Origin of the sequence: Pseudophaeobacter leonis, from assembly GCF_002087335.1 — a bacterium.
GTDB classification, from domain to species: domain Bacteria; phylum Pseudomonadota; class Alphaproteobacteria; order Rhodobacterales; family Rhodobacteraceae; genus Pseudophaeobacter; species Pseudophaeobacter leonis.
In genome coordinates this window covers 12194-32761 of sequence record NZ_MWVJ01000025.1, presented here as the reverse complement: position 1 = coordinate 32761, position 20568 = coordinate 12194, and the positions used below count along the sequence as shown (strand labels likewise).

The window sequence follows — 20568 nt, the reverse complement described above, 5'->3', positions numbered from 1 at the left end:
CTCTTGTGGCCTAGCAAGCGCGACTGGTTTGCCCCGGCGTTATGCTGGATCATGCGTCGCAATCAGGGCAGTCTTTGACGCAACCAAACATATGAGGAGGTGCCACAATGGCGCGGGTATCCGTAGAGATCAAAGACCATATCGCCCATGTCACCCTGACGCGGGGCGACAAGATGAATGCGCTGGATGATGCCATGGTCAAGGCGATCCTGGCCGCAGGCGCCGAGGTTGCCGCATCGGATGCGCGGGTGGTGGTGCTGGCCGGTGAAGGCAAAAGCTTTTGTGCGGGGCTCGATCTTGCGAGCTTTATGCAGATGGGCAAGACCGACCCTGAGGCCTGGCTGATGCAACGCAGCCACCATGACGCCAATGAGATGCAGGAGGTCGCGATGATCTGGCGCCGCCTGGAGATCCCGGTGATCGCCGCTCTGCAGGGCGCGACCTATGGCGGCGGGCTGCAACTGGCGCTGGGCGCGGATATCCGTATTGCAGCGCCGGATACCAAACTGGCTGTGATGGAGATGAAATGGGGCCTCATCCCGGATATGGGCGGCATGGCGCTACTGCCCAAACTGGTGCGCACCGATGTGTTGCGGCAACTGACATACACCGCCAGTCCCATCGGCGCCGAGCAGGCGCTGGCCTGGGGGATGGTCACCTCTGTGTCAGAGGATTCGCTGGCGGATGCCCGCGCGCTTGCGGCTGAGATTGCCAACAAGGGGCCAAACGCCATACGGGCTGCCAAGCGGATGATTGATTTTGCCGAATCCGGTGCCGCGCAATCCGAGGTGCTGCTACGCGAGAGTTCCGAACAGGTGGCCCTGATTGGCAAGCCCGAACAGATGGAAGTGATTGCGGCACAAATGCAAAAGCGTGCTCCGGTTTTTCGCTAACAGACCTTTAAACGGAAATTGGCAGACCTATATGACTGAGAGCAGTCCTCCCTCCCAGACTGCAGGAACTTCTTTTCCCCTTCAGTGGGTTGCAGAAGAAGATGGCGGCGTCACGTCCTTGGCGCCGCCATACTTATTTGCGCAAGCCGATGCTGTCACAGCGGCAATGCTCTGCCCTGAGGGATCACCTCATAGCCGGGCTCTTCGGGCTCATCATCCGTCATCTCAGGCGGAAAGCCGGGTGCGAGGATTGAAAGCCCCGTGGCATCTTCCAGACGGCGGATAATATTTTGGTGACAGCTCGCGCGCGCCATATCTGGCAATGCCATCGTCAAAGATTTTGACGATCAGTGGGCTGACCTCAAGCGGCACCTCGTTGCGCTCGGCGATCTGCTGAAACAGACCCACGTCCTTTTTGACCAGATCCATCGTGAAGGAAATATCGCGACTGCCGTTCAGGATGACCTGACTTTCGGTGATATGTGAAAACGAGTTTCCAGAGCTGATCTTGACGGCCTCATAGGCGGTGTTGAGGTCCATGCCGGCCGCCTTTGCTGTCACCAGAGCCTCGGCATTGGCCACCAGATGCACGGTGGCAAGGTAGTTGGTCAACACCTTCAGAACCGAGGCAGAGCCCAGCTCTCCAGTGTGCAAAATACGCCGCCCCATGGTGGTGAGAAAGGGCAGGATGCGCTCAAACGTGGCGCGATCACAGCCGGCGAAGATGGCGATATTGCCGGTATCTGCCCGGTGGCAGCCACCCGAGACCGGACAGTCCACCGCAGCGCCACCTGCAGCGATGACCAGAGCGCCCAGGCGTTTGACCTCGGCCTCGTCGGTGGTGGACATCTCCATCCAGATTTTGCCCTCCACGACCTCGGGCAGCATCTGTTGCATCACCGCGTCAGAGGCCGCAGGCGAGGGCAGGCAGGTGATCACCGCATCGCAATCGCGCATCAGTTGCGCCGGATTTTCAGCCGGTTTGGTGCCTTTGGCAACAAACTGCGCCACCAGATCGGGGTTGAGATCATGCACGGTGAGATCAATACCATTGCGCAGCAATGAGCCGGACAATTTAGCGCCCACATTGCCCAAACCAATAAAGCCTACTTTCATCTCGTTCTCCGCAATTTGTGTCGCCATCCAAACAGCAAAACCGTGCTTGCTGGTCCGGGATCTCCTGAATGCGAGGAGACGACGGGAGGCGTGAAAAGTAAAACGAAATTTTCACATCAGAGGGCGCTGGGCGGATGCCTGTTCTGGCGCAAACCACAGGGAAAAGGCGACAGGGAAAAAGACGGCAGGCAAAAAGGCCGCCCCAAAGGAGCGGCCTGAATATGAGGTACAGCGCTGGGTCTGAAGCGCTGTGGCCTGAATGAAGCCTCAATGAGGCCTGAAGTTACAGGGACGCCTGGTAGATCTTGTTGATGTTTGACCCCAGAGCGGCGTTGTAGTCAGCATCGGACATGGCAACATTCAGACCTTCGGTCAGCGCCCGGCTGAAGGAGGCAATCATCTTGCTGTTCTGCGAGAGCCTGGCGCAGGCGTCATCGGTGCTGTAGCCACCGGACAGGGCCACAACACGGACCACGGCGGGGTGGTCGGCCAGCGAGTCATACAGACCAGCCACATTGGGGATGGTCAGTTTCAGCGAAACCTTGGTGCCCTCGGGCAGAGCATCAAGCTGGTCCTGCAGCTCTGCCTTCAGAAAGATCTCGGCCTCGCCTTTGGTGGGAGAGTGGATGTCTACTTCGGGTTCAATGATTGGCACCAGACCAGCGGCGGCAATTTGTTTACCGACCTCAAACTGCTGCGCCACGACGTTTTTGATGCCCTGCGGGTTGGCTTCTTTTACGACCGAGCGCATCTTGGTGCCAAAGATGCCTTTTTCAGCGGCGCGTGCCAACAGGGCGTCCAGATCGGGCATCGGTTTCATCAGCTGCACACCGTCTGCCTCGTCTGCCAGACCCTTGTCGACCTTCAGGAATGGCACAACGCCGCATTTTTCCCACAGGTACGTTGGCACTGGGGTGCCGTCGATGGCATTGTCCATGGTTTTTTCAAACAGGATGGCGCCAAGGATCTTGCCAGAGCTGAAGTCCGGCGCGCAGATGATACGGGCGCGCATCTTCTGGATCTCGCCATACATTTCGTCGTCGTTTGCATAGGCATCTTCGGTAACGCCATAGAGGCCAAGCGCCTTTGGGGTCGAGCCGCCGGATTGATCCAGTGCCGCAATAAAGCCTGCGCCATTTGCGATACGGTCAAACTGTTCCTGGTTGATCTCTTGCGCCATGATCCGGTCTCTCCGCGAAAATCGTTTAATATCTGGCCCTGTCTATAGCGCGCCTGTCGCAAGAAACAAGTTGCCGGTGAGGGCGCTTGCGCTAACGGAGACGGTTTTGCGCCGATCGGCCACAAGCTGTATCAATTTGGCGATAGCGCCACAAAAAAACGAGCCCCCGAAGGAGCCCGTTTCAGATGCGTAACCCGGCAGCAGGCTGGATCAGACCAGACGTGAGGTCTCTTTGGCGGCGCGCACGAAATCCTTGAACAGGGGATGCGGCGCAAAAGGTTTGGATTTCAGTTCCGGGTGGAACTGTACACCGATGAACCAGGGATGATCGCTCCATTCCACGATTTCCGGCAGGCTGCCATCGGGGGACATGCCAGAGAAGTTCAGACCACAGGCCTCCAGCTTCTCTTTGTATTTGGTGTCGACCTCATAGCGATGACGATGGCGTTCTTCGATATGTGTGCTGCCATAGATCGCAGCCACCTTGGAGCCCTCGGCCAATGTGGCGTCATAGGCGCCCAGACGCATGGTGCCGCCCTTGTCGTCGTCGCTCTTGCGCTGAACCTTGTGATTACCCTGCGCCCATTCTTTCAGGTGGTAGACAACGGGCTCGAACCGTTTCTTGCCGGCCTCATGGTCGAACTCTTCCGAGCCGGCCTCGGCAATACCGGCCACGTTGCGGGCGGCCTCGATCACGGCCATCTGCATCCCGAGGCAGATCCCCAGATAGGGTACCTGATGTTCACGGGCATACTGTGCCGCCTTGATCTTGCCTTCGGTGCCGCGCTCGCCAAAGCCGCCGGGCACCAGAATCGCATGGAAGCCCTGCAGATGCGGCGTGGCGTCTTCGCGGTCAAACAACTCGGCATCGACCCATTCAATCTTTACCTTGACGCGATTGGCCATGCCGCCATGGGTCAGCGCCTCGGCGATGGATTTATAGGCGTCTTCCAGCTGGGTGTATTTGCCAACAATGGCCACCCGCACTTCGCCTTCGGGATTGTAAATCCGGTCCGCGACGTCTTCCCAGCGCGCAAGGTTTGGTTTTGGGGCAGGGGAGATGCCAAAGGGATCCGCAACCGCCTGATCCATGCCTTCGCGGTGATAGGCCAGCGGCGCCTCATAGATGGATTTCAGATCCTGTGCTGCGATGACCGCATCGGGGCGCACGTTGCAAAACAGCGCCAGCTTTTCGCGCTCTTTCTTTGGGATCGGACCCTCAGAGCGGCAAACCAGCAGATCCGGCGCCAGACCAATAGAGCGCAGCTCTTTGACCGAGTGCTGCGTTGGCTTGGTCTTCAGCTCGCCGCTTGCCTTGATATAGGGCAGCAGCGTCAAATGCATGAACAGGCACTGGCCACGGGGTTTATCCTGCGAAAACTGACGGATAGCTTCAAAGAAGGGCAGGCCTTCGATGTCCCCAACAGTGCCGCCGATCTCGCAGAGCATGAAATCAACCTCGTCCTCGCCAATCGAGATGAAGTCTTTGATCTCGTTGGTGACATGCGGGATCACCTGGATGGTCTTGCCGAGATAGTCGCCGCGGCGCTCTTTCTCCAGCACGTTGGTGTAGACCCGGCCGGATGAGATCGAGTCGGTCTTGCGGGCGGGAACGCCGGTAAACCGCTCATAGTGGCCCAGGTCCAGATCGGTCTCGGCACCGTCATCGGTGCCAAAGACTTCGCCGTGTTCAAACGGGCTCATGGTGCCGGGGTCGACGTTGAGATAGGGGTCCAGTTTACGCAGACGGACGGAATAGCCGCGCGCCTGTAAAAGAGCACCAAGGGCGGCGGCTACCAGACCCTTGCCCAGAGATGAAACAACACCACCGGTAATGAAGATGAAACGCGCCATGAGTGTCGGCTGCCCCCGTGAGAAGTCAGAATATAGCTGCCCGACGGTTGTCAAAAACCGCTGCACCACGGGGCTATACCCATATAGGATTCGCGCGACATGCGCAAGGGAACCGCAAGATGCTGTTACGGTCCCCGGTCTGAATTCTAGGTCTTGTAGGTCTTTAGTCGGCGCTGGGAACCAGCGGCGCATTGTCGCCTTCGGCGGGCGGCAACAGATCACTGCCCAAAGGCGCCAATGGCGCGTCAGCTGCGCCCTCGGCCCCGTCAACAGGGGCCTGGATGCCGTCTGCGACAGAAGAGCCAGCAGAACGCTGCGCGGCCAATACGGTCAGGGTGATGGATGTGACAATAAAGGCTGCGGCCAGGACCCAGGTCACTTTGCCAAGCGCGGTTGCCGCCGAGCGACCAGACATCGCACCGCCACCGCCGCCACTGCCCATTCCGAGGCCACCGCCTTCGGAGCGCTGCAACAGCACGATAGCGATCAGGCCAAGAGCCAAAAGAAGATGGATGATGAGAACAACGTTTTCCATAGGTTCCTGCGGCTGTTGGCAAAACTATCGGGCGGTAGATAGGCAAGAATGGCGACCGGGGCAAGGGCTCAGTTTGCTTTGTTTGCCCAGAGTTTGCACAGAGGCGGCGCGTGGAGGGTAAACCACCCGGATCCGTAACAAAAGTAACTGGACGTAGGTGGCGGGGCTGGGGCAGGCTGCCCCCATGCCTCATGATCATTCAGACCACCCGCACGCCCTTTTGCCATCAGAGCCCGCTTTGCGCGTAAAAGCCCTTGAAACGATTCTTGTGCGTAAGGGGCTGATTGACCCGGCGGCGCTGGACGAGATCATTGATACCTATCAAAACAAGATCGGCCCACAGAACGGTGCGCGCGTTGTTGCCAGGGCCTGGAGTGATCCGGTGTTTAAAGCGGCCCTGCTTGCCGATGCGGATACCGTGCTGGCCGAGCTGGGCTACTATGGCCGTCAGGGCGAGCATATGGTGGTGGTTGAGAACACCCCCGAGCAGCACAATATGGTCGTCTGCACCCTGTGCAGCTGTTATCCGTGGCCACTGCTGGGCATTCCGCCGGGCTGGTATAAATCCGATGCCTACCGCGCCCGGGCTGTGCGCGCGCCGCGTGCCGTTCTGGCCGAGTTTGGCGTGACCCTGCCTGCCGAGACCTCTGTGCGGGTCTGGGATTCAACAGCCGAGGTGCGGTATCTGGTGCTGCCCATGCGCCCGGCTGGCACGGATGCCATGGAAGAAGAGGACCTGTTGGCTCTTGTCTCACGCGATTCCATGATCGGCACGGCGCTTGCCGCCCTGCCAGCTGCCGCCCTGCCGCCCACCACAGCGCCGCCCACCACAAACGGGGCCCAGACATGAGCCGCCTGCATGATATGGGAGGACGATTCGGTGATGGCCCAGTGGTGCCTGATGCCGCAGCCGCGCCGGTGTTTGAAACAGACTGGCATGCCCGTGCGCTCGCTCTGACACTGGCCTGCGGTGCGCTGGGGCAATGGAACATAGATGTGTGGCGCCATGCCCGCGAGCGGCTGTCGCCAAAGGACTACAGTCGCTTTTCCTATTATGAGAAATGGACCTCGGCGCTGGAAGATCGGCTGGTCGACACCGGGGTGCTGACGCGCGAAGACCTGTTGGGGAACAGGTTGGGGCAGGGCGGCGATGATCTGCATGTGCTGGCCTCCAGGGCGTTGCGCGCCGATGCCGTTGCCGCCCCCCTTGGCAAGGGTGGTCCCGCCAGTCGCGACAGTGACATTGCCCCGCATTTTGTTGTGGGTGACGCCGTGCGAACCCGCCACCCGGGCGGGAGTGCGCTGGTCGATGGTGGCCATACCCGGCTGCCCGACTACGCCGTTGGCGCACGCGGCAGGATCATGCTGCATCATGGCGCCCATGTGCTGCCGGACAGCCGCGCGCATGGCCTTGGTGAGGCGCCAGAGCCGCTTTATGCCGTTGCTTTCAAGGCGTCCCAGTTGTGGACCCATCCGGAGCATCCCGGCGATGAGGTGGTTCTGGATCTCTGGCAGAGCTATCTGCAGCCAGATCCAAACCCGGAACCAGATCCAAACGTCGAGGCGTCGGCATGAGCGATTGCCTGACACATAGCGCGCCCGACTCGGTCTTTCTCGAACCCTGGCATGCCCAGGTCTTTGCCCTCACGGTTCATTTGAATGAGGCGGGGCGTTTCAGTTGGGCGCAGTGGGTAGAGCGGTTCTCCGAGACACTGCGCCGCCACGGTCTGGACCGGCAGCTGGACGGGGGCGCGGACTACTTCAACGCCTGGCTGGAAACGCTTGAGGCGATTCCTGCCGAGGCCGGCAATGCCAGCGCACAGGAGGTTGAACGGGTGCGGCGCGACTGGGAAGAGGCCTATCTCGGCACGCCGCATGGTGATCCGGTGCGTTTATCAGCGCGTTAAACGCTTTGTGGCTGGGGAATTTGCCTGAAACCGGGTCTTGTGCTGCCCTGCGGCGTATTTGCGGTTTCACTGGCTGGCTGGCAGCGCTATACGAGCTTGGTTTGAACCAGCATACAAAGGACCTGAAATGGCCAATGTCGTGGTAGTCGGCGCCCAGTGGGGCGATGAAGGAAAAGGCAAGATCGTTGACTGGCTCAGCGAACGCGCCGATGTGATTGCGCGTTTTCAGGGCGGTCATAATGCCGGCCATACGCTGGTGATCGACAGCAAAGTTTACAAGCTGCACGCGCTGCCCTCTGGCGTGGTGCGCGGTGGCAAGCTGAGCGTCATCGGCAATGGTGTGGTGCTGGATCCCTGGCATCTGCTGAAAGAGATCGAAACCGTGCAGGCGCAGGGCGTTGATATCTCGCCCGAGACGCTGATGATTGCGGAAAACATCCCGCTGATTCTGCCCATCCAGGGCGAACTTGACCGCGCCCGTGAAGAGGCCGCCTCAAAGGGGACCAAGATCGGCACCACCGGTCGCGGTATCGGCCCCGCCTATGAAGACAAGGTAGGCCGCCGCGCCATCCGGGTTGCGGATCTGGCCGATGAGGCCACACTGGAGGCCCGCGTTGATCGCGCGCTGCAGCACCATGACCCGCTGCGCAAGGGTCTTGGCTTTGAGCCGGTTGACCGCGACGCGCTGATAGCACAGCTGCGCGAGGTTGCCCCTGCGATCCTGAAATACGCAGCTCCTGTCTGGAAGGTGCTGAATGAAAAGCGCAAAGCAGGCAAGCGGATCCTGTTTGAGGGCGCTCAGGGCGCACTGCTGGACATTGATTTTGGCACCTACCCCTTTGTCACCTCGTCAAATGTGATCGCAGGTCAGGCCGCCACCGGTGTTGGCATTGGTCCCGGCTCTATTGACTATGTGCTGGGCATCGTCAAAGCCTATACAACCCGCGTTGGCGAAGGCCCTTTTCCAACCGAGCTGGAGGATGCTGATGGCCAGCGTCTTGGCGAGCGGGGCCACGAGTTTGGCACCACCACGGGTCGCAAACGCCGCTGTGGCTGGTTTGATGCCTGTCTGGTGCGCCAGACCTGCGCCACCTCTGGCATCACCGGTATTTCCCTGACCAAGCTGGACGTGCTGGATGGCTTTGAAACCCTGAAGATCTGCACCGGCTATGATCTGGACGGCACCCGTCTCGACTATCTGCCCACCGCGGCAGACCAGCAGGCGCGCTGTACGCCGATTTACGAAGAGATGCCCGGCTGGAGTGAGTCCACCGAAGGCGCGCGCAGCTGGAACGACCTGCCAGCCAATGCCATCAAATATGTCAAACGCGTGGAAGAGCTGATTGAGTGCCCGGTGGCGCTTCTCTCCACCAGCCCGGAGCGGGAGGACACCATTCTGGTGACCGACCCCTTTGCTGACTGATGGCGGATAAACCTGGCCTCAGCTACAAGGCGCGCCGCCGCTGGGCCCTGGTGGTCCTGTTGATCGGCATGCCGCTTTATATCATTGTTGCGGTCAATGTGGTGGCCATGTTTGAGCGTCCGCCTATCCTGGTCGAACTGGTGATCTATGCGGTGCTTGGGGTGCTTTGGGTCCTGCCGTTCAAATTCGTCTTTCGCGGCGTGGGCAAAGAAGACCCGGACGCCGCAGACCAGTAGCGCGACAGCGCGTCCAAGCAAGAATTTGGCCCGGTGGGAGATTTTTCCGATCGGGCCTTTTTATGTTCAGCGCTGAGCTGCGCGCTGGGAGCGTCCTGCGGGCAAAGCACCCCCCAAAAGCGCTGCCGCCTTTGGGGGGTGGTGTCACACTCTTTGTGGGGTTTGCAGTCACGTTGCACGCAATCGCGCGATGAGCGGGATTACCCCGCCGCGCGTTTCGAGGGGCGAAAACCGGTATCATCGGTCGCGGAAAAATGGCCGTTGTTGGCGCGTTCGATCTTGCCTTCCCGCAGCAACTGGCCAAAGGAGCGCAGCCCGTTTTCACGGTTAAAGTCAGCATGTCCGATGCTGCGCACTTTGCTCATCAACTGGGGCCGGGAGAAGTGATCGCGTCCCTCAACAAAGCTGAGATAGGCGGCAGCGGCCTCAAGCAGGTCCTGTAATTCAGCCGCGCCCCGGTCGCGGGCGTAGTCTGCAAAGGATCCCTGGCCCTCGGCAGGAGTGTCTTCCTGCAGGACCGAGATGCGACGGGGCTGTACCGGCTGTGCGGGTTCTTTCGGGGCCGGATCAATGCGCTGTTCTGCGACCAGTTTGAGAGGCGCCGGGCGACTGTCTGAGCTACGGGCGCGCGGCGCCCGGTTGCTGCCGGATTCGGGGCGGCGGGGCCGTACCACACTGGCAAGATCCTCGCGGTAGGCTTCGGCATCAGCAGCGTCCAAACTGCGGCTGCCGGCCGTGCGATCCGCCTGGGCCGCTGCAACAGCAGCCCGCAACTGGCTGTAGGTCTCGCGCGAGGTCGCATTGTCGGGATCTTCCAGCTTGGTCTCGGCTGCGGCCATCAGGCGCGATACATCATTGTCCGGAGACTGCGGAGCGCTGCGCGGCTCTGATGCGGCAGCGCGGGCCGGTTCAGGGCTGGCGGCAGTGTTGGTGCCGGATCTGTCGGCTGCGCTAGAGGCGGCCTGCTGATTGCTGGCCAGAAGATCAGCTTCGACCTCGGCAAGTTCCCGCAACAGCTCTGCCTCGTCAGCCGCGTCCAAAGAGCTTTCAACCACAGGGGCGCTATCCTGCTGGTCTTCATCCTCATCAATTTCTTCCAGGTCGCCCGCAGCCATGGCTTTTTGCAGATCTGCGCGCTTCACTTTGACGATGCGCGCCCGCAGTGGGGTGGCAGCGGTATTCGGTTTGGCGGTTTGTGGTGGCTGGGCTGCGCGCTGGGACGTGGTCTCGGCCTGCGCCTCGGCTGGTGTCTCATCAGGCTCGGTACTGGCAGGAACGCTACTGGCAGCTGCGGTTTCCCGCCGCTTCCTGCGGGCCAGACGCATATCACGTTTGGTCTGGGGCGGCTCCTGGGATGTCTCGTCTGCCAACTCCCTATCACTGGGCGCAGGATCATTGGGCGCTGGATCAATGGCCGCTGCATCAGTGGCGGCTGCATCAATGGGAGCTGGCTGCTGATCCTGGGCTTCAGACACGCCCTCGTCCTCACCATCATCCTCACCATCATCCTCATCAAAGGCGTCGTCGAAGAGCGTGACCTCGGACTCAGACGTGCTTTCGAGGGCTGCGGCGAATTCCGCACCCGTGTCTGAAGCGGGGTCTGCAGGCCTGCGGTCGCCGGTCAGGTCCAGCCGGTCCAGAACGCGTGAGATTTCGTCATCATCCGCATCGCTGGCAGAGTCACTGCCCTCATAACCGGCGTCGTCATAGTCGTCCTCGGTCTGTGCCAGTTCCGCACGGGCGGTCTCAACAAAGGACTCGGCATGCTCATCCTCGGAGAAGTCGTCTTGAGGCGTCTGCGCAACAACGGCGCGGATCCGCTGTAACTTGGCAGCGATGCTGTCTGCGGCGGGAGCGGCATCAGCGCTGCGGGGCGTCACTGGCTGCTGTACAGGGCTGTGTACTGGGCTGTGTGATGTCTCTGCTGCGGCAACGGGCTCCAGCTCTTGCTCTGAAAAGAATTCCACCTCTTCGGAGGGGCTGTCTTCCTCGGGCGCATTCTCTGGCGCATTGCCCGCCACTGCTGCGGAAATGGCGGCAATGGTCGCCATATCGACAGAAGCGGCCGGACTGGCAGGACTGGCCGGACTGGGGGCCGGAGCGGCAGATGGAATTGCAGCCGGTTGAGGGGCCGGATCGGAGGCAATGTCTTTTGCGGAAGACACGGGGCGACTGTGATCTTCTGCGGTCTGCGGGGCGGTCTCATCCTCCTCAAACAGATCAATGCTGCTGAGGTCCACTGTCACCTCTTCCTCAAACAGATCTACGCTGCTAGGTCCACAGGTTCTTCTTCTGCGATTTCTGTCGTCGTGTCGCGAACACCGGTTTCAACGTCAACAGGCGCAGCCTCAGCAGCCTCAACCACGATTGGCCCCACAACTGCGGGCGTGACGGCTGGGGTCGTATCATCAACAACGGGCTTGTCTGCAATGGGCGTGGTTTCAGGGGCTTTGGCGGCAGGGATGGCTTCAGGCTGTGGTGTCGGCGCGACGGCCTCTGACGCGACGGCCTCTGACTCGACTGGGGCTGAGGCGCGAAGGTGAATGCCTTCGCTGCTGGTGCGGGCCTCGACCTGGCGGGCAACCTCACGCTGGGCAATCCGGGCCAGCATCTCGGCGTCCGGCTGTGGCGGCTCTGCCCCAAAGTATCGATCATCCGAAGCCAGATCGCGAAAATACTCTGCAATGGCCTTCATTGTGCCGAATGAATCTTCGAACCCCTCCAGAGTGCAGGAGAAGGTTCCGTAGGAAACCGTCAGAACTTTGTTGCTATGTACCATCGGTTCGCTCGTCCTCGCCAAAGTCATTGCCGTTCACAATATGGCCCAGCTCGTCAAATTTTGCTCAACTTCGTGCAATTGATCGTATCATTTTGTGTTTAGATTGTGGCTGGTTTCCAGATCTGCGAGTAATCTCGGCATGAATAAGCTGATTGTAGACGAAACGCGGCCAGTTACGCTGGTTGGCGGCGGTGATCTGGGCCAAGATGATCTGGAATGGGCGCTTTCGCTGGCGCCTTTTCTCGTGGCGGCAGACGGTGGTGCGGGTCATGCGCTGGCACAGAATCACGTTCCAAGGGCCGTAATCGGAGATTTTGATTCGATTTCTCCGGATGTCGCGGCGCAAATTCCCGCCGATCAGCTGTTTCATCTGGCCGAGCAGGACACCACCGACTTTGATAAGGCGCTGCGGTCGATCCGTGCCCCTCTGGTGCTTGCGGTGGGATTTTTAGGCGGACGGGTGGATCACCAATTGGCGGCGCTAAATTCGCTGGTGCAGGATCAGGGCCCGCCCTGTGTGCTGCTGGGACGCCATGAGGTGATCTTTCACCTGCCGCCCCGGATCGCGCTGCCGCGTGCCGCGAATGAGACGGTTTCGCTGTTTCCTCTGCAGGCTGTCACAGCGCGTTCAAGCGGGTTGGAATGGCCACTGGAGGGGCTCAGGATGGCGCCAGGTGGTCAGATTGGCACTTCAAACCGCGCGCTTGGCCCCATTGCGATCTCGGTTGATGGGCCGGGACTGTTGGGGATGGTGCCACGGCGGCACCTGCCAGCGCTTATACGGGCGCTTTTGCCCTAGAGGCGCCGCTGGCGGGCCAGTGCCCTAGGCGCATCGCTGGCGGCCTTGTGCTCCTAGGCACCGCTGGTGGCCAGGGCGGCTTCTTTTGCTGCGGTGTGCTCGCGCAGGATTGCATAGAGGCCAGCGGCCACAGTCAGGCCAATGCCCAGGCTGGCCAGCGTATTAGGCAACTCATTAAAGATCATCCAGCCCACGAGGGTGGCAATGGGGATTTCCAGATATTGCATCGAGGCCAAAGTCGAGGCCGGCGCATAGCGCAGGCTCCAGGTCATCAGCAGATGGGCAATGGTTCCCAGCCCTCCGGCCAGGGCCAACAAGGTCCAGCTGTCGCTGGCGGGCAGGGTGGTGCTGAGCCCGTCGAGGTTCAGGCCCTGACCCAGCATCAGCAACGGCAGCATCAGCAGTGACGCAATGAGGCCAGAGACAGCCTGTAGCGGGATCGGAGAGGTGTCTTTGGCAATGCGGCGTGTCACCAGCATAAACAGCGCAAAGATCACCGCCACCGCCAGAGGCCACAGGGCATTCAGGCCAACCACAGCAAAGCTCGGCTGTATCACCAGAAGCGTGCCGACAAAGCCGACAACACAGGCGGCAAGACGGCGTATGCCGACCTCTTCACCCAGCACGTATTTGCCCAGCAATAACATGATGAAAGGCATGACAAAGGCAATCGCCACCGCATCGGCCAGCGGCAGGTAGCGCAGGGCGTTGAACATGGCGGTGATGCCCGCCATCTGCAGCAGGGTGCGCAGCAGCACCTGCGGCAAAAGATGCCGGGGGATGCGCAATGACTGCCCCAGCGCCCGCGAGACCGGCACCAGGATCAGGGCCTGTGCGGCAAAGCGCACAAAGACGATCTGCCCGACGGGCACGCGTTCTGCCAGCAGTTTTGCAATGGCATCCCCCAGCGGGATGAGAAGGCAAAAGCCAAGCATCAAGATGATGCCAAGCAGGGGGCGGTCCTGGGCGGTGTTTTGTGTCATGGCGCCACGCTAGGCAGAGCAGCACAAAGGTGCAAGCTATGGTTGCCTTGTAAGAGGCTTCTGTAGTGGTTTCAGCAGTTTGGAACATTCACCGCGAGCCCGCCAAGCGAGGTCTCTTTGTATTTCTCATTCATGTCGGCGCCTGTCTGACGCATGGTTTCGATCACCGCATCCAATGGCACAAAGTGCTGGCCATCGCCGCGCAGGGCCAGTGACGCGGCAGAGACGGCCTTGATGGCGCCCAAGCCGTTGCGCTCAATACAAGGCACCTGCACCAGACCTTTGACCGGATCACAGGTCATGCCGAGGTGATGCTCAAGCGCGATCTCGGCGGCGTTTTCCACCTGTTCAGGGGTGCCGCCCATCACCGCACATAACCCGGCTGCAGCCATAGCGGCAGCCGAGCCGACCTCGGCCTGGCAGCCAGCCTCGGCCCCCGAGATAGAGGCTTTGAATTGGACCAGCCCGCCGATGGCAGCCGCCGTGAGCAGGAAGTCTTCGATATGGCTGGCGGCGGCACCGGGCACATGGTCGAGATAATAGCGCAGCACAGCAGGCAGCACGCCGGCCGCCCCATTGGTGGGCGCGGTGACAACCTGACCACCGGCGGCGTTTTCCTCGTTCACCGCCATGGCATAGACACTCATCCAGTCATTGATGGTATGGGGTGCCACAAGGTTCATGCCGCGCTCGGCCATCAGGCTGTCATAGATTCCCTTGGCCCGGCGGCGCACATTTAGGCCCCCGGGCAGAATGCCGTCGCGCACCAGACCGCGCTCGATGCAATTGTTCATCACTTCCCAGATCCGCGCGGTGCCTTTGGTCAGATTTTGCGCGCCCCCGCGGGCCACTTCGTTGGCACGCTTCATCTGCGCGACGGACTTGCCGCTGGTATTGGCCATCTCCAGCATCATGGCCGCAGAGGTAAAGGGGAAGGGAACCGGAGCGCCCTCATCGACGTCCTTGCCGGGGGCCAGCTCTTCTTCGGTCAGAACAAAGCCTCCGCCGATGGAGTAAAACACCTGCTGCAGAATGACGTCGCCCTGCGCATCCGTGGCCATCAGGATCATGCCATTGGCGTGGCCGTCGAGGCTGTGATCATAGTCAAAGATCAAATCCGCCTTGGGATCAAAATGCAGGCTGTTCAGTCCTTCGGGTTGCATCTGGTGGCTTGTGGCCAGCTCTGTCAGAAAGGCTGCGGCCTTGGCGTCATCATAGGTGTCGGGGAGAAAGCCGCCCAGCCCCAGAATGGTGGCGCGGTCGGTGGCGTGTCCGACGCCGGTAAAGGCAAGGGAGCCATGCAGCGAGGCGCGCAGCCCGTGAAATTCAAAGGGTGAGGCGCGCATCATATCGAGGAACCGCGCGGCGGCCACCATCGGGCCCATTGTGTGCGAGGATGAGGGGCCAATGCCCACTTTGAACATATCAAAAACGGAGAGGAACATCAGGTGGCTGATCCTTCGGGGGGATGTGCGAGGTGGGGCTGGGTAAAGGGCGTCGCTCCCAGCCCTTCGGCGGCCTGCGCCGCCAGAGCTGCGGGACGGGTTTCTAGACGCATCAAAAGGTTGCGAAGATGCGGATAGCACGCGATGTCATACCAGGACCGGTCGCTATCCGCAGGATACAGCGCCATCCAGCGCATCATCGCTGCCAGATAGTAGTCCAGCCCGGAGGGTGACGCGGCGCCAAACCAGCTGGGGCGTGTTGCGGCCAGGTCTTCGAGGTGTTGCAGATGTATGGTGAGGCGCGCCTGCACCTTGCTTTGTAAAACCGACCGCATTGCGCGATCGGATCCGATGTATTTTTCCGGATAGAACAGGATCCTGAGATCGGCATGCAGCGTGTTGGAGGCAAAAAACAGCCATTTCAAATAATCCGCTCGTGCAGGGCTACCTGGGGCAGGCGCCATCTGCCCGTGGCGATCTGCCAGCCACAAAAGAATGGCGGCGGTCTCAAACATGGCGCCATCCGGCATTTCCAATGCGGGAATCAGCCCCTGCGGGTTAAGCACCCGATAGGCGGCCCCGCGCTGGGCTCCGGTGCCTCTGTCGACCAAATGGGTCTCATAGGGCAGGCCAAGCTCCTCCAGCGCCAGCCGGATCACCAGCGAGGCATTGTCAGGGGCGTAGTGGAGGCGATAGATCTGTGTCATGGCACTGTTCTAATGGGGGTCATGTCGCAAGTAACGCCCGTTTCCGGCGTTTCCAATAGGAAACACGCCTTTCACACGTATGTTTATCGGTCTGCTGCGGGCAGGGGGCAGGGGGGCGACAGAATTGCTGCTCGCCCTTGGCGGGGGCTTTGCTTATAAGGCAGTCAAACGCATATCACGGAGTCACCGCAATGACCGGAGAACTGTCCCCTATCGACAAGGCCAAATTTGTTGCAGCCAAACGCGCGGCTGGATTGGTTGAAGACGGAATGCGCGTTGGTCTGGGCACCGGCTCGACCGCAGCCTGGCTGGTGCGCTGCCTGGGCGAGATGGTGCGCGACGAGGGGTTGAAGATCACAGCCGTGCCCACCTCGACCCGCACAGCCGAGCTGGCGCGCGAAGTTGGTATTCACGTGACCTCATTGGATGAGGCCAAGTGGCTTGATCTCACCATTGATGGCGCTGATGAGTTCGACAAGGACCTCAATCTGATCAAAGGCGGCGGTGGTGCATTGCTGCAGGAAAAGATCGTGGCGACGGCCTCTGATCAAATGGTTGTGATTGCGGATGCCGGTAAAGAGGTCGAAGCCCTCGGCGCCTTTCCATTGCCGGTGGAGGTCATTCCCTTTGGCTGGCAGACAAGCCAGGCATTGATCGAGGAAACTCTTGTTTCCATGGATGTTTTGGGCCGTTCTACCAGCCTGCGGATGAATGGCGATGTGGCCTTTGTGACGGACGAAGGCAACCATATCCTCGACCTGCATCTGAACCGGATTGGCAACGCCCGCCAGCTTGCTTTGGTGTTGAACCAAATCCCGGGCGTGGTTGAAAACGGCTTGTTCATCGATATCTGTGACACCGTCATCATCGGCTATGGCGATGGCAACGTCGAAGTGCGTGATATCAATGAAGGAACGGTAGAGCGCGAAAAGCTGGATTTTGTCGAAACCGACAATCTGTTTTCCGACCTCTCCGATTGAAGGGCAGTATTAGATGAGTTTTGACTACGATCTTTTTGTTATCGGCGGTGGCTCTGGTGGCGTGCGGGCTGCGCGGGTTGCGGCACAAGAGGGCGCCAAAGTGGCGCTGGCCGAAGAAGACCGTTACGGTGGCACCTGCGTCATTCGCGGCTGTGTCCCCAAAAAGCTGATGGTCTTTGCCAGCGAATATTCTGCCATGGTGGATGATGCGCAGGCCTATGGCTGGGATATCTCTGCCGGTGCTTTTGACTGGGACAGTTTCAAGGGCAAGCTGCACGCCGAGCTGGACCGGCTGGAAGGTATCTACCGGAACCTGTTGAAAAACAATGGTGTGACCAGCTACGATTCCCGTGCGACCCTGGTGGATGCCCATACGGTGGCCCTGGCAGATGGTACGCAAAAAACGGCCAAACACATCCTGATCGCGACGGGTGGCTGGCCGACGGTACCAGAGTTTCCGGGGTCTGAGCTGGCGATCACCTCTAACGAGATGTTCCATCTGGAAACACTCCCCGAAGCGATCCTGATCGTGGGCGGCGGCTATATCGCGTCAGAGTTTGCCGGTATCATGAACGGCCTCGGCGTCAAGACAACGCAGTTTTATCGCGGCACGCAAATCCTGCGCGGCTTTGATGAAGAGGCCCGCAATGTCGTGGCTGCCGGCATGATCGAGAGCGGCGTTGATCTGCAGCTGGAAACCAATGTGGTCTCGATGGTCAAACAGGGCGACAAGATCCGCGTCACCGACAGCAAAGGCCGCGAGAGCCTGTTTGATCAGGTGATGTATGCCACCGGGCGCCACCCAAATGCCGACAATCTCGGACTTGAGGCGCTGGGCATCGCGCGCGGCAAAAAAGGCGAGATATTGGTGGATCAATACAGCCAGACAGGCCTGCCCTCGGTCTATGCCATTGGCGATGTGACCGACCGTGCCAACCTGACGCCGGTTGCGATCCGCGAGGGCATGGCCTTTGTCGAGACCGTCTTTAAGGGCAACCCCACCAGCCCGGATCATGAGCTCATTCCGACAGCGATCTTTACCCAGCCGGAAATGGGCACTGTTGGCCTCAGCGAAGAAGAGGCCGCAGCGCAGGAGCCGGTTGAGGTCTATTCAGCCTCCTTCAAACCCATGCAGCAAAGTTTTGCCGGACGGGCGCAGAAGGTGTTGATGAAATTGATCGTGAGCAAGGCCACGCGCCGTGTGCTAGGCTGTCACATTGTGGCGCCGGGCGCCGGTGAGATGATCCAGCTGGCGGGTATTGCGGTCAAAATGGGCGCAACCAAAGAAGACTTTGACCGGACGGTTGCGGTGCATCCCACCATGTCCGAAGAACTGGTGACGATGAAACAACCAAGCCGAACGACTTGAATTCTAAAGACAAGACCACAGTTTACAAGATCATGCCGCGGGATGCGGCAGAAAAGGGATAGGAGAAACATGGCGGGCAATAGCGGTGGCCCCTGGGGGGGCGGAGGCTCTTCTGGCGGCGGAGGAAACCAGGGTGGCAACAATGGTAGCGGGAACAACGGCGGCGGTGGCCGGCGTCCCGAGGATCCACAGATCCCTGAAATCGACGAGCTGGTCAGAAAAGGCCAGGAGCAGCTACGCGTCCTGATGGGCGGCCGTGGCGGCAATGGCCAGGGCGGCGGTGGCCGTGGTGGCCAGGGTGGCGGTGGTGGACCACTGATCACCAAAGGCACCATCGGCATCGCCGCTGTTGTGGGCGCTGTTCTTTGGGGGATGGCGAGCTTTTATTCGGTCAAAACCGAAGAGCAGTCTGTTGAGCTGTTCCTGGGCGAGTATCTCGACACAGGTTTGCCGGGCTTGAACTTTGCCCCCTGGCCACTGGTCACCTATGAGGTGATCCCGGTGCGGGTTGAGCAAACTGAAAACATCGGTGCGGGCTCGCGTGGCAGCGATGCAGGTCTGATGCTGACCGGCGATGAAAATATCATCGACGTGGATTTCCAGGTTGTCTGGAACATCAACGACCCGGCCTTGTATCTGTTCAACCTGCGTGATCCGCAGGCGACCATTCAGGCGGTGTCTGAATCCGCCATGCGTGAAATCATCGCACAGTCGGAACTGGCCCCCATCCTGAACCGGGATCGTGGTGCGATTACCGCGCGTCTGGAAGAGCTGGTTCAGTCGACGCTCGACAGCTATGATAGCGGCGTGAATGTCGTCCGGGTGAACTTTGACGGCGCCGATCCGCCAGAGCCTGTAAAAGACGCCTTCCGGGACGTACAGTCTGCTGGTCAGGAACGCGACCGGTTGGAAAAACAGGCGGATGCCTATGCAAACCGCAAACTGGCGGCAGCGCGGGGTCAATCTGCGCAAACGCTGGAAGAGGCCGAAGGCTATCGGGCTCAGGTGGTCAACGAGGCCCAGGGTGAGGCCAGCCGTTTTACGGCGGTTCTGACCGAATACCAAAAGGCGCCTGACGTGACGCGCAAGCGGCTCTATCTGGAAACCATGGAAGCGGTTCTGGGCAATGTGGACAAGATCATTCTTGATCAGGCCACAGGCGAAGGTGGCCAGGGTGTTGTACCCTATCTGCCGCTCAACGAATTGCGCCGGACAGGAGACGAGTGATGAAAAAGACAACATTTCTTTTGCCCGTTGTAGTGCTCTTTGTTGTGGCGCTGCTGTCTTCAGTCTTTATCGTGGACGAGCGTGAAAAAGCGCTGGTTCTGCGCTTTGGTCGTGTGGTCGACGTGAAGGAAGACCCCGGTCTTGCCTTTAAGGTGCCGCTGATTGATGAGGTGGTGACCTATGATGACCGGATCCTCAGCCTTGAGGTTGGTCCGCTGGAGATCACTCCTCTGGATGACCGCCGTCTGGTTGTAGATGCCTTTGCACGCTACAAAATCGTCGACGTCAAACAGTTCCGCCAAGCGGTTGGTGCCGGTGGCATCAATGGGGCTGAAACCCGTCTGGACAAGATCATGCGGGCCGCAACCCGTGAGGTTTTGGGCTCTGTCAGCTCGAACGATATCCTGTCTTCGGACCGTGCCGCCCTTATGCTGCGCATTCGCAATGGGGCAATCAGCCAGGCCGAAGGCTTTGGTCTCGAAGTGGTCGATGTGCGTCTGAAACGGACCGACCTGCCACAGGCCAACCTTGAAGCAACCTTCTCGCGGATGCGGGCAGAGCGTGAACGGGAAGCCGCGGACGAGATCGCCCGTGGTGATGAGGCGGCGCAACGTGTGCGGGCTCTGGCAGACCGGACCGAAGTTGAGCTGGTCTCTGAGGCGGAACGCGAAGCCGAGGTGATCCGCGGTGAAGCCGATGCGGAACGCAACGCCATCTTTGCTGCGGCCTATGGGCGTGACCCGGAGTTCTTTGAATTCTACCGCAGTCTGAACGCCTATGAGGGCGCGCTGAAGGGGAATAACTCTTCGCTGGTGCTGTCGCCGGACTCGGAATTCTTCAACTATCTGAAGTCTTCGCGGGGCACAGCGGGCTCTCAATAAGAGCCTTGCCGCGCTGTTTGCGTAAATTTAAGGGGGCTGTCCTGCGGGGCAGCCCCTTTTTTATGGCCTGTGGTGGCCTGTACTGGCCTATGTCTGCGGGGCTTTAGGGGCTGGTAACTGTATAATTTAATTTGGTAATTTGCGGCCTGCATTTTTAGGAACTTTTTCATCACGAATGGTGCTAAAATCAACGGGATGCAGCTGCTATCGGGGCTTGGCTTGCGTTGGCGCGCAAAGGCAGGCCCGACAGGTAG

At 60.0% G+C, this 20568-nt stretch carries 18 protein-coding genes and 2 pseudogenes; 11 read left to right on the top strand and 9 right to left on the bottom strand.

Features of this window, described 5'->3' with window-relative positions; translation table 11 throughout:
• Positions 1-107: 107 nt before the first annotated feature.
• Positions 108-893, top strand: coding sequence for a crotonase/enoyl-CoA hydratase family protein (locus B4968_RS07445; RefSeq protein WP_083097871.1), 786 nt, complete (start codon positions 108-110; stop codon positions 891-893).
• Positions 894-1048: 155 nt separating this feature from the next.
• On the opposite strand, the pseudogene B4968_RS07440 reads toward B4968_RS07445, so the two are convergent.
• The 4 genes and pseudogenes from B4968_RS07440 to secG form a co-directional block, all read right to left on the bottom strand.
• Positions 1049-2042 (bottom strand): annotated as a pseudogene (locus B4968_RS07440) (NAD(P)-dependent oxidoreductase); the annotation flags it as partial.
• A 250-nt stretch (positions 2043-2292) separates the two neighbouring features.
• Entirely contained in the window at positions 2293-3189 is an 897-nt protein-coding gene (locus tag B4968_RS07435; RefSeq protein ID WP_083097869.1) for a fructose bisphosphate aldolase, read from the bottom strand.
• A gap of 210 nt (positions 3190-3399) precedes the next feature.
• The gene (gene pyrG, locus B4968_RS07430; protein WP_083097867.1) at positions 3400-5043 is read right to left on the bottom strand and encodes a CTP synthase; all 1644 of its coding nucleotides are present in this window, start codon (positions 5041-5043) and stop codon (positions 3400-3402) included.
• 163 nt (positions 5044-5206) lie between these two features.
• Positions 5207-5578 (bottom strand): preprotein translocase subunit SecG, encoded by a 372-nt coding sequence (secG, locus tag B4968_RS07425; protein WP_083097864.1) that lies wholly within the window; start codon positions 5576-5578, stop codon positions 5207-5209.
• A 184-nt stretch (positions 5579-5762) separates the two neighbouring features.
• Between secG and nthA the strand changes: the two genes are divergently transcribed.
• The 5 genes from nthA to B4968_RS07400 all read left to right on the top strand — a co-directional run bounded on the left by nthA (position 5763) and on the right by B4968_RS07400 (position 9144).
• Entirely contained in the window at positions 5763-6428 is a 666-nt protein-coding gene (nthA, locus tag B4968_RS07420; RefSeq protein ID WP_083098000.1) for a nitrile hydratase subunit alpha, read from the top strand.
• On the top strand, positions 6425-7153 hold the full coding sequence (nthB, locus tag B4968_RS07415) for a nitrile hydratase subunit beta (protein ID WP_083097861.1): 729 nt from the start codon (positions 6425-6427) through the stop codon (positions 7151-7153). The genes nthA and nthB overlap by 4 nt, the downstream gene beginning before the upstream one ends.
• Positions 7150-7485 carry a nitrile hydratase accessory protein gene (locus tag B4968_RS07410; RefSeq protein WP_083097858.1) on the top strand — a complete coding sequence of 112 codons (336 nt, stop codon included), beginning with the start codon at positions 7150-7152 and terminating at the stop codon, positions 7483-7485. Before nthB ends, B4968_RS07410 begins: the two co-directional genes overlap by 4 nt.
• A gap of 127 nt (positions 7486-7612) precedes the next feature.
• Positions 7613-8908: an adenylosuccinate synthase gene (locus B4968_RS07405; protein WP_083097855.1), complete on the top strand. Its 1296-nt coding sequence runs from the start codon at positions 7613-7615 to the stop codon at positions 8906-8908.
• Positions 8908-9144, top strand: coding sequence for a DUF2842 domain-containing protein (locus B4968_RS07400; protein WP_083097852.1), 237 nt, complete (start codon positions 8908-8910; stop codon positions 9142-9144). Before B4968_RS07405 ends, B4968_RS07400 begins: the two co-directional genes overlap by 1 nt.
• 200 nt (positions 9145-9344) lie before the next feature.
• On the opposite strand, the gene B4968_RS07395 is transcribed toward B4968_RS07400, so the two are convergent.
• Positions 9345-11384 carry a hypothetical protein gene (locus B4968_RS07395; RefSeq protein ID WP_083097849.1) on the bottom strand — a complete coding sequence of 680 codons (2040 nt, stop codon included), beginning with the start codon at positions 11382-11384 and terminating at the stop codon, positions 9345-9347.
• Between the two features lie 286 nt (positions 11385-11670).
• A pseudogene (locus tag B4968_RS22995) lies at positions 11671-11923 on the bottom strand (chemotaxis protein CheA); the annotation flags it as partial.
• A 139-nt stretch (positions 11924-12062) separates the two neighbouring features.
• On the opposite strand from B4968_RS22995, the gene B4968_RS07385 reads away from it, so the two are divergent.
• Positions 12063-12722 (top strand): thiamine diphosphokinase, encoded by a 660-nt coding sequence (locus B4968_RS07385; protein ID WP_083097845.1) that lies wholly within the window; start codon positions 12063-12065, stop codon positions 12720-12722.
• A 53-nt stretch (positions 12723-12775) separates the two neighbouring features.
• Here B4968_RS07385 and B4968_RS07380 read toward each other — a convergent pair whose 3' ends face one another.
• The 3 genes from B4968_RS07380 to B4968_RS07370 all read right to left on the bottom strand — a co-directional run bounded on the left by B4968_RS07380 (position 12776) and on the right by B4968_RS07370 (position 15857).
• A complete protein-coding gene (locus B4968_RS07380; RefSeq protein ID WP_083097843.1) occupies positions 12776-13705 on the bottom strand; it encodes a DMT family transporter in 930 nt (309 codons plus the stop codon).
• A gap of 71 nt (positions 13706-13776) precedes the next feature.
• A complete protein-coding gene (locus B4968_RS07375; RefSeq protein ID WP_083097841.1) occupies positions 13777-15150 on the bottom strand; it encodes an L-serine ammonia-lyase in 1374 nt (457 codons plus the stop codon).
• Positions 15150-15857 (bottom strand): glutathione S-transferase family protein, encoded by a 708-nt coding sequence (locus tag B4968_RS07370; RefSeq protein ID WP_083097839.1) that lies wholly within the window; start codon positions 15855-15857, stop codon positions 15150-15152. Before B4968_RS07370 ends, B4968_RS07375 begins: the two co-directional genes overlap by 1 nt.
• 191 nt (positions 15858-16048) lie before the next feature.
• Here B4968_RS07370 and rpiA point away from each other — a divergent pair, with 191 nt between their 5' ends.
• From rpiA to hflC, 4 genes are all read left to right on the top strand, one after another.
• Complete coding sequence (gene rpiA / locus B4968_RS07365) at positions 16049-16837, top strand: ribose-5-phosphate isomerase RpiA (protein ID WP_083097837.1); 789 nt, start codon at positions 16049-16051, stop codon at positions 16835-16837.
• A gap of 13 nt (positions 16838-16850) precedes the next feature.
• The gene (gene gor, locus B4968_RS07360) at positions 16851-18206 is read left to right on the top strand and encodes a glutathione-disulfide reductase (protein WP_083097834.1); all 1356 of its coding nucleotides are present in this window, start codon (positions 16851-16853) and stop codon (positions 18204-18206) included.
• A 69-nt stretch (positions 18207-18275) separates the two neighbouring features.
• Positions 18276-19433 (top strand): FtsH protease activity modulator HflK, encoded by a 1158-nt coding sequence (hflK, locus tag B4968_RS07355; RefSeq protein WP_083097832.1) that lies wholly within the window; start codon positions 18276-18278, stop codon positions 19431-19433.
• On the top strand, positions 19433-20314 hold the full coding sequence (hflC, locus tag B4968_RS07350; protein WP_083097830.1) for a protease modulator HflC: 882 nt from the start codon (positions 19433-19435) through the stop codon (positions 20312-20314). Before hflK ends, hflC begins: the two co-directional genes overlap by 1 nt.
• The last annotated feature ends 254 nt before the right edge of the window (positions 20315-20568 follow it).

Bases quoted from the DNA above. Each gene is read 5' to 3' on its own strand.
- B4968_RS07435 (WP_083097869.1), bottom strand. From the start codon at position 3,189: ATGGCGCAAGAGATCAACCAGGAACAGTTTGACCGTATCGCAAATGGC.
- B4968_RS07385 (WP_083097845.1), top strand. From the start codon at position 12,063: ATGAATAAGCTGATTGTAGACGAAACGCGGCCAGTTACGCTGGTTGGC.
- hflK (WP_083097832.1), top strand. From the start codon at position 18,276: ATGGCGGGCAATAGCGGTGGCCCCTGGGGGGGCGGAGGCTCTTCTGGC.
- B4968_RS07410 (WP_083097858.1), top strand. From the start codon at position 7,150: ATGAGCGATTGCCTGACACATAGCGCGCCCGACTCGGTCTTTCTCGAA.
- rpiA (WP_083097837.1), top strand. From the start codon at position 16,049: ATGACCGGAGAACTGTCCCCTATCGACAAGGCCAAATTTGTTGCAGCC.
- B4968_RS07370 (WP_083097839.1), bottom strand. From the start codon at position 15,857: ATGACACAGATCTATCGCCTCCACTACGCCCCTGACAATGCCTCGCTG.
- nthA (WP_083098000.1), top strand. From the start codon at position 5,763: ATGCCTCATGATCATTCAGACCACCCGCACGCCCTTTTGCCATCAGAG.
- pyrG (WP_083097867.1), bottom strand. From the start codon at position 5,043: ATGGCGCGTTTCATCTTCATTACCGGTGGTGTTGTTTCATCTCTGGGC.
- secG (WP_083097864.1), bottom strand. From the start codon at position 5,578: ATGGAAAACGTTGTTCTCATCATCCATCTTCTTTTGGCTCTTGGCCTG.
- B4968_RS07405 (WP_083097855.1), top strand. From the start codon at position 7,613: ATGGCCAATGTCGTGGTAGTCGGCGCCCAGTGGGGCGATGAAGGAAAA.
- B4968_RS07380 (WP_083097843.1), bottom strand. From the start codon at position 13,705: ATGACACAAAACACCGCCCAGGACCGCCCCCTGCTTGGCATCATCTTG.
- hflC (WP_083097830.1), top strand. From the start codon at position 19,433: ATGAAAAAGACAACATTTCTTTTGCCCGTTGTAGTGCTCTTTGTTGTG.
- B4968_RS07375 (WP_083097841.1), bottom strand. From the start codon at position 15,150: ATGTTCCTCTCCGTTTTTGATATGTTCAAAGTGGGCATTGGCCCCTCA.
- B4968_RS07445 (WP_083097871.1), top strand. From the start codon at position 108: ATGGCGCGGGTATCCGTAGAGATCAAAGACCATATCGCCCATGTCACC.
- gor (WP_083097834.1), top strand. From the start codon at position 16,851: ATGAGTTTTGACTACGATCTTTTTGTTATCGGCGGTGGCTCTGGTGGC.
- B4968_RS07400 (WP_083097852.1), top strand. From the start codon at position 8,908: ATGGCGGATAAACCTGGCCTCAGCTACAAGGCGCGCCGCCGCTGGGCC.
- nthB (WP_083097861.1), top strand. From the start codon at position 6,425: ATGAGCCGCCTGCATGATATGGGAGGACGATTCGGTGATGGCCCAGTG.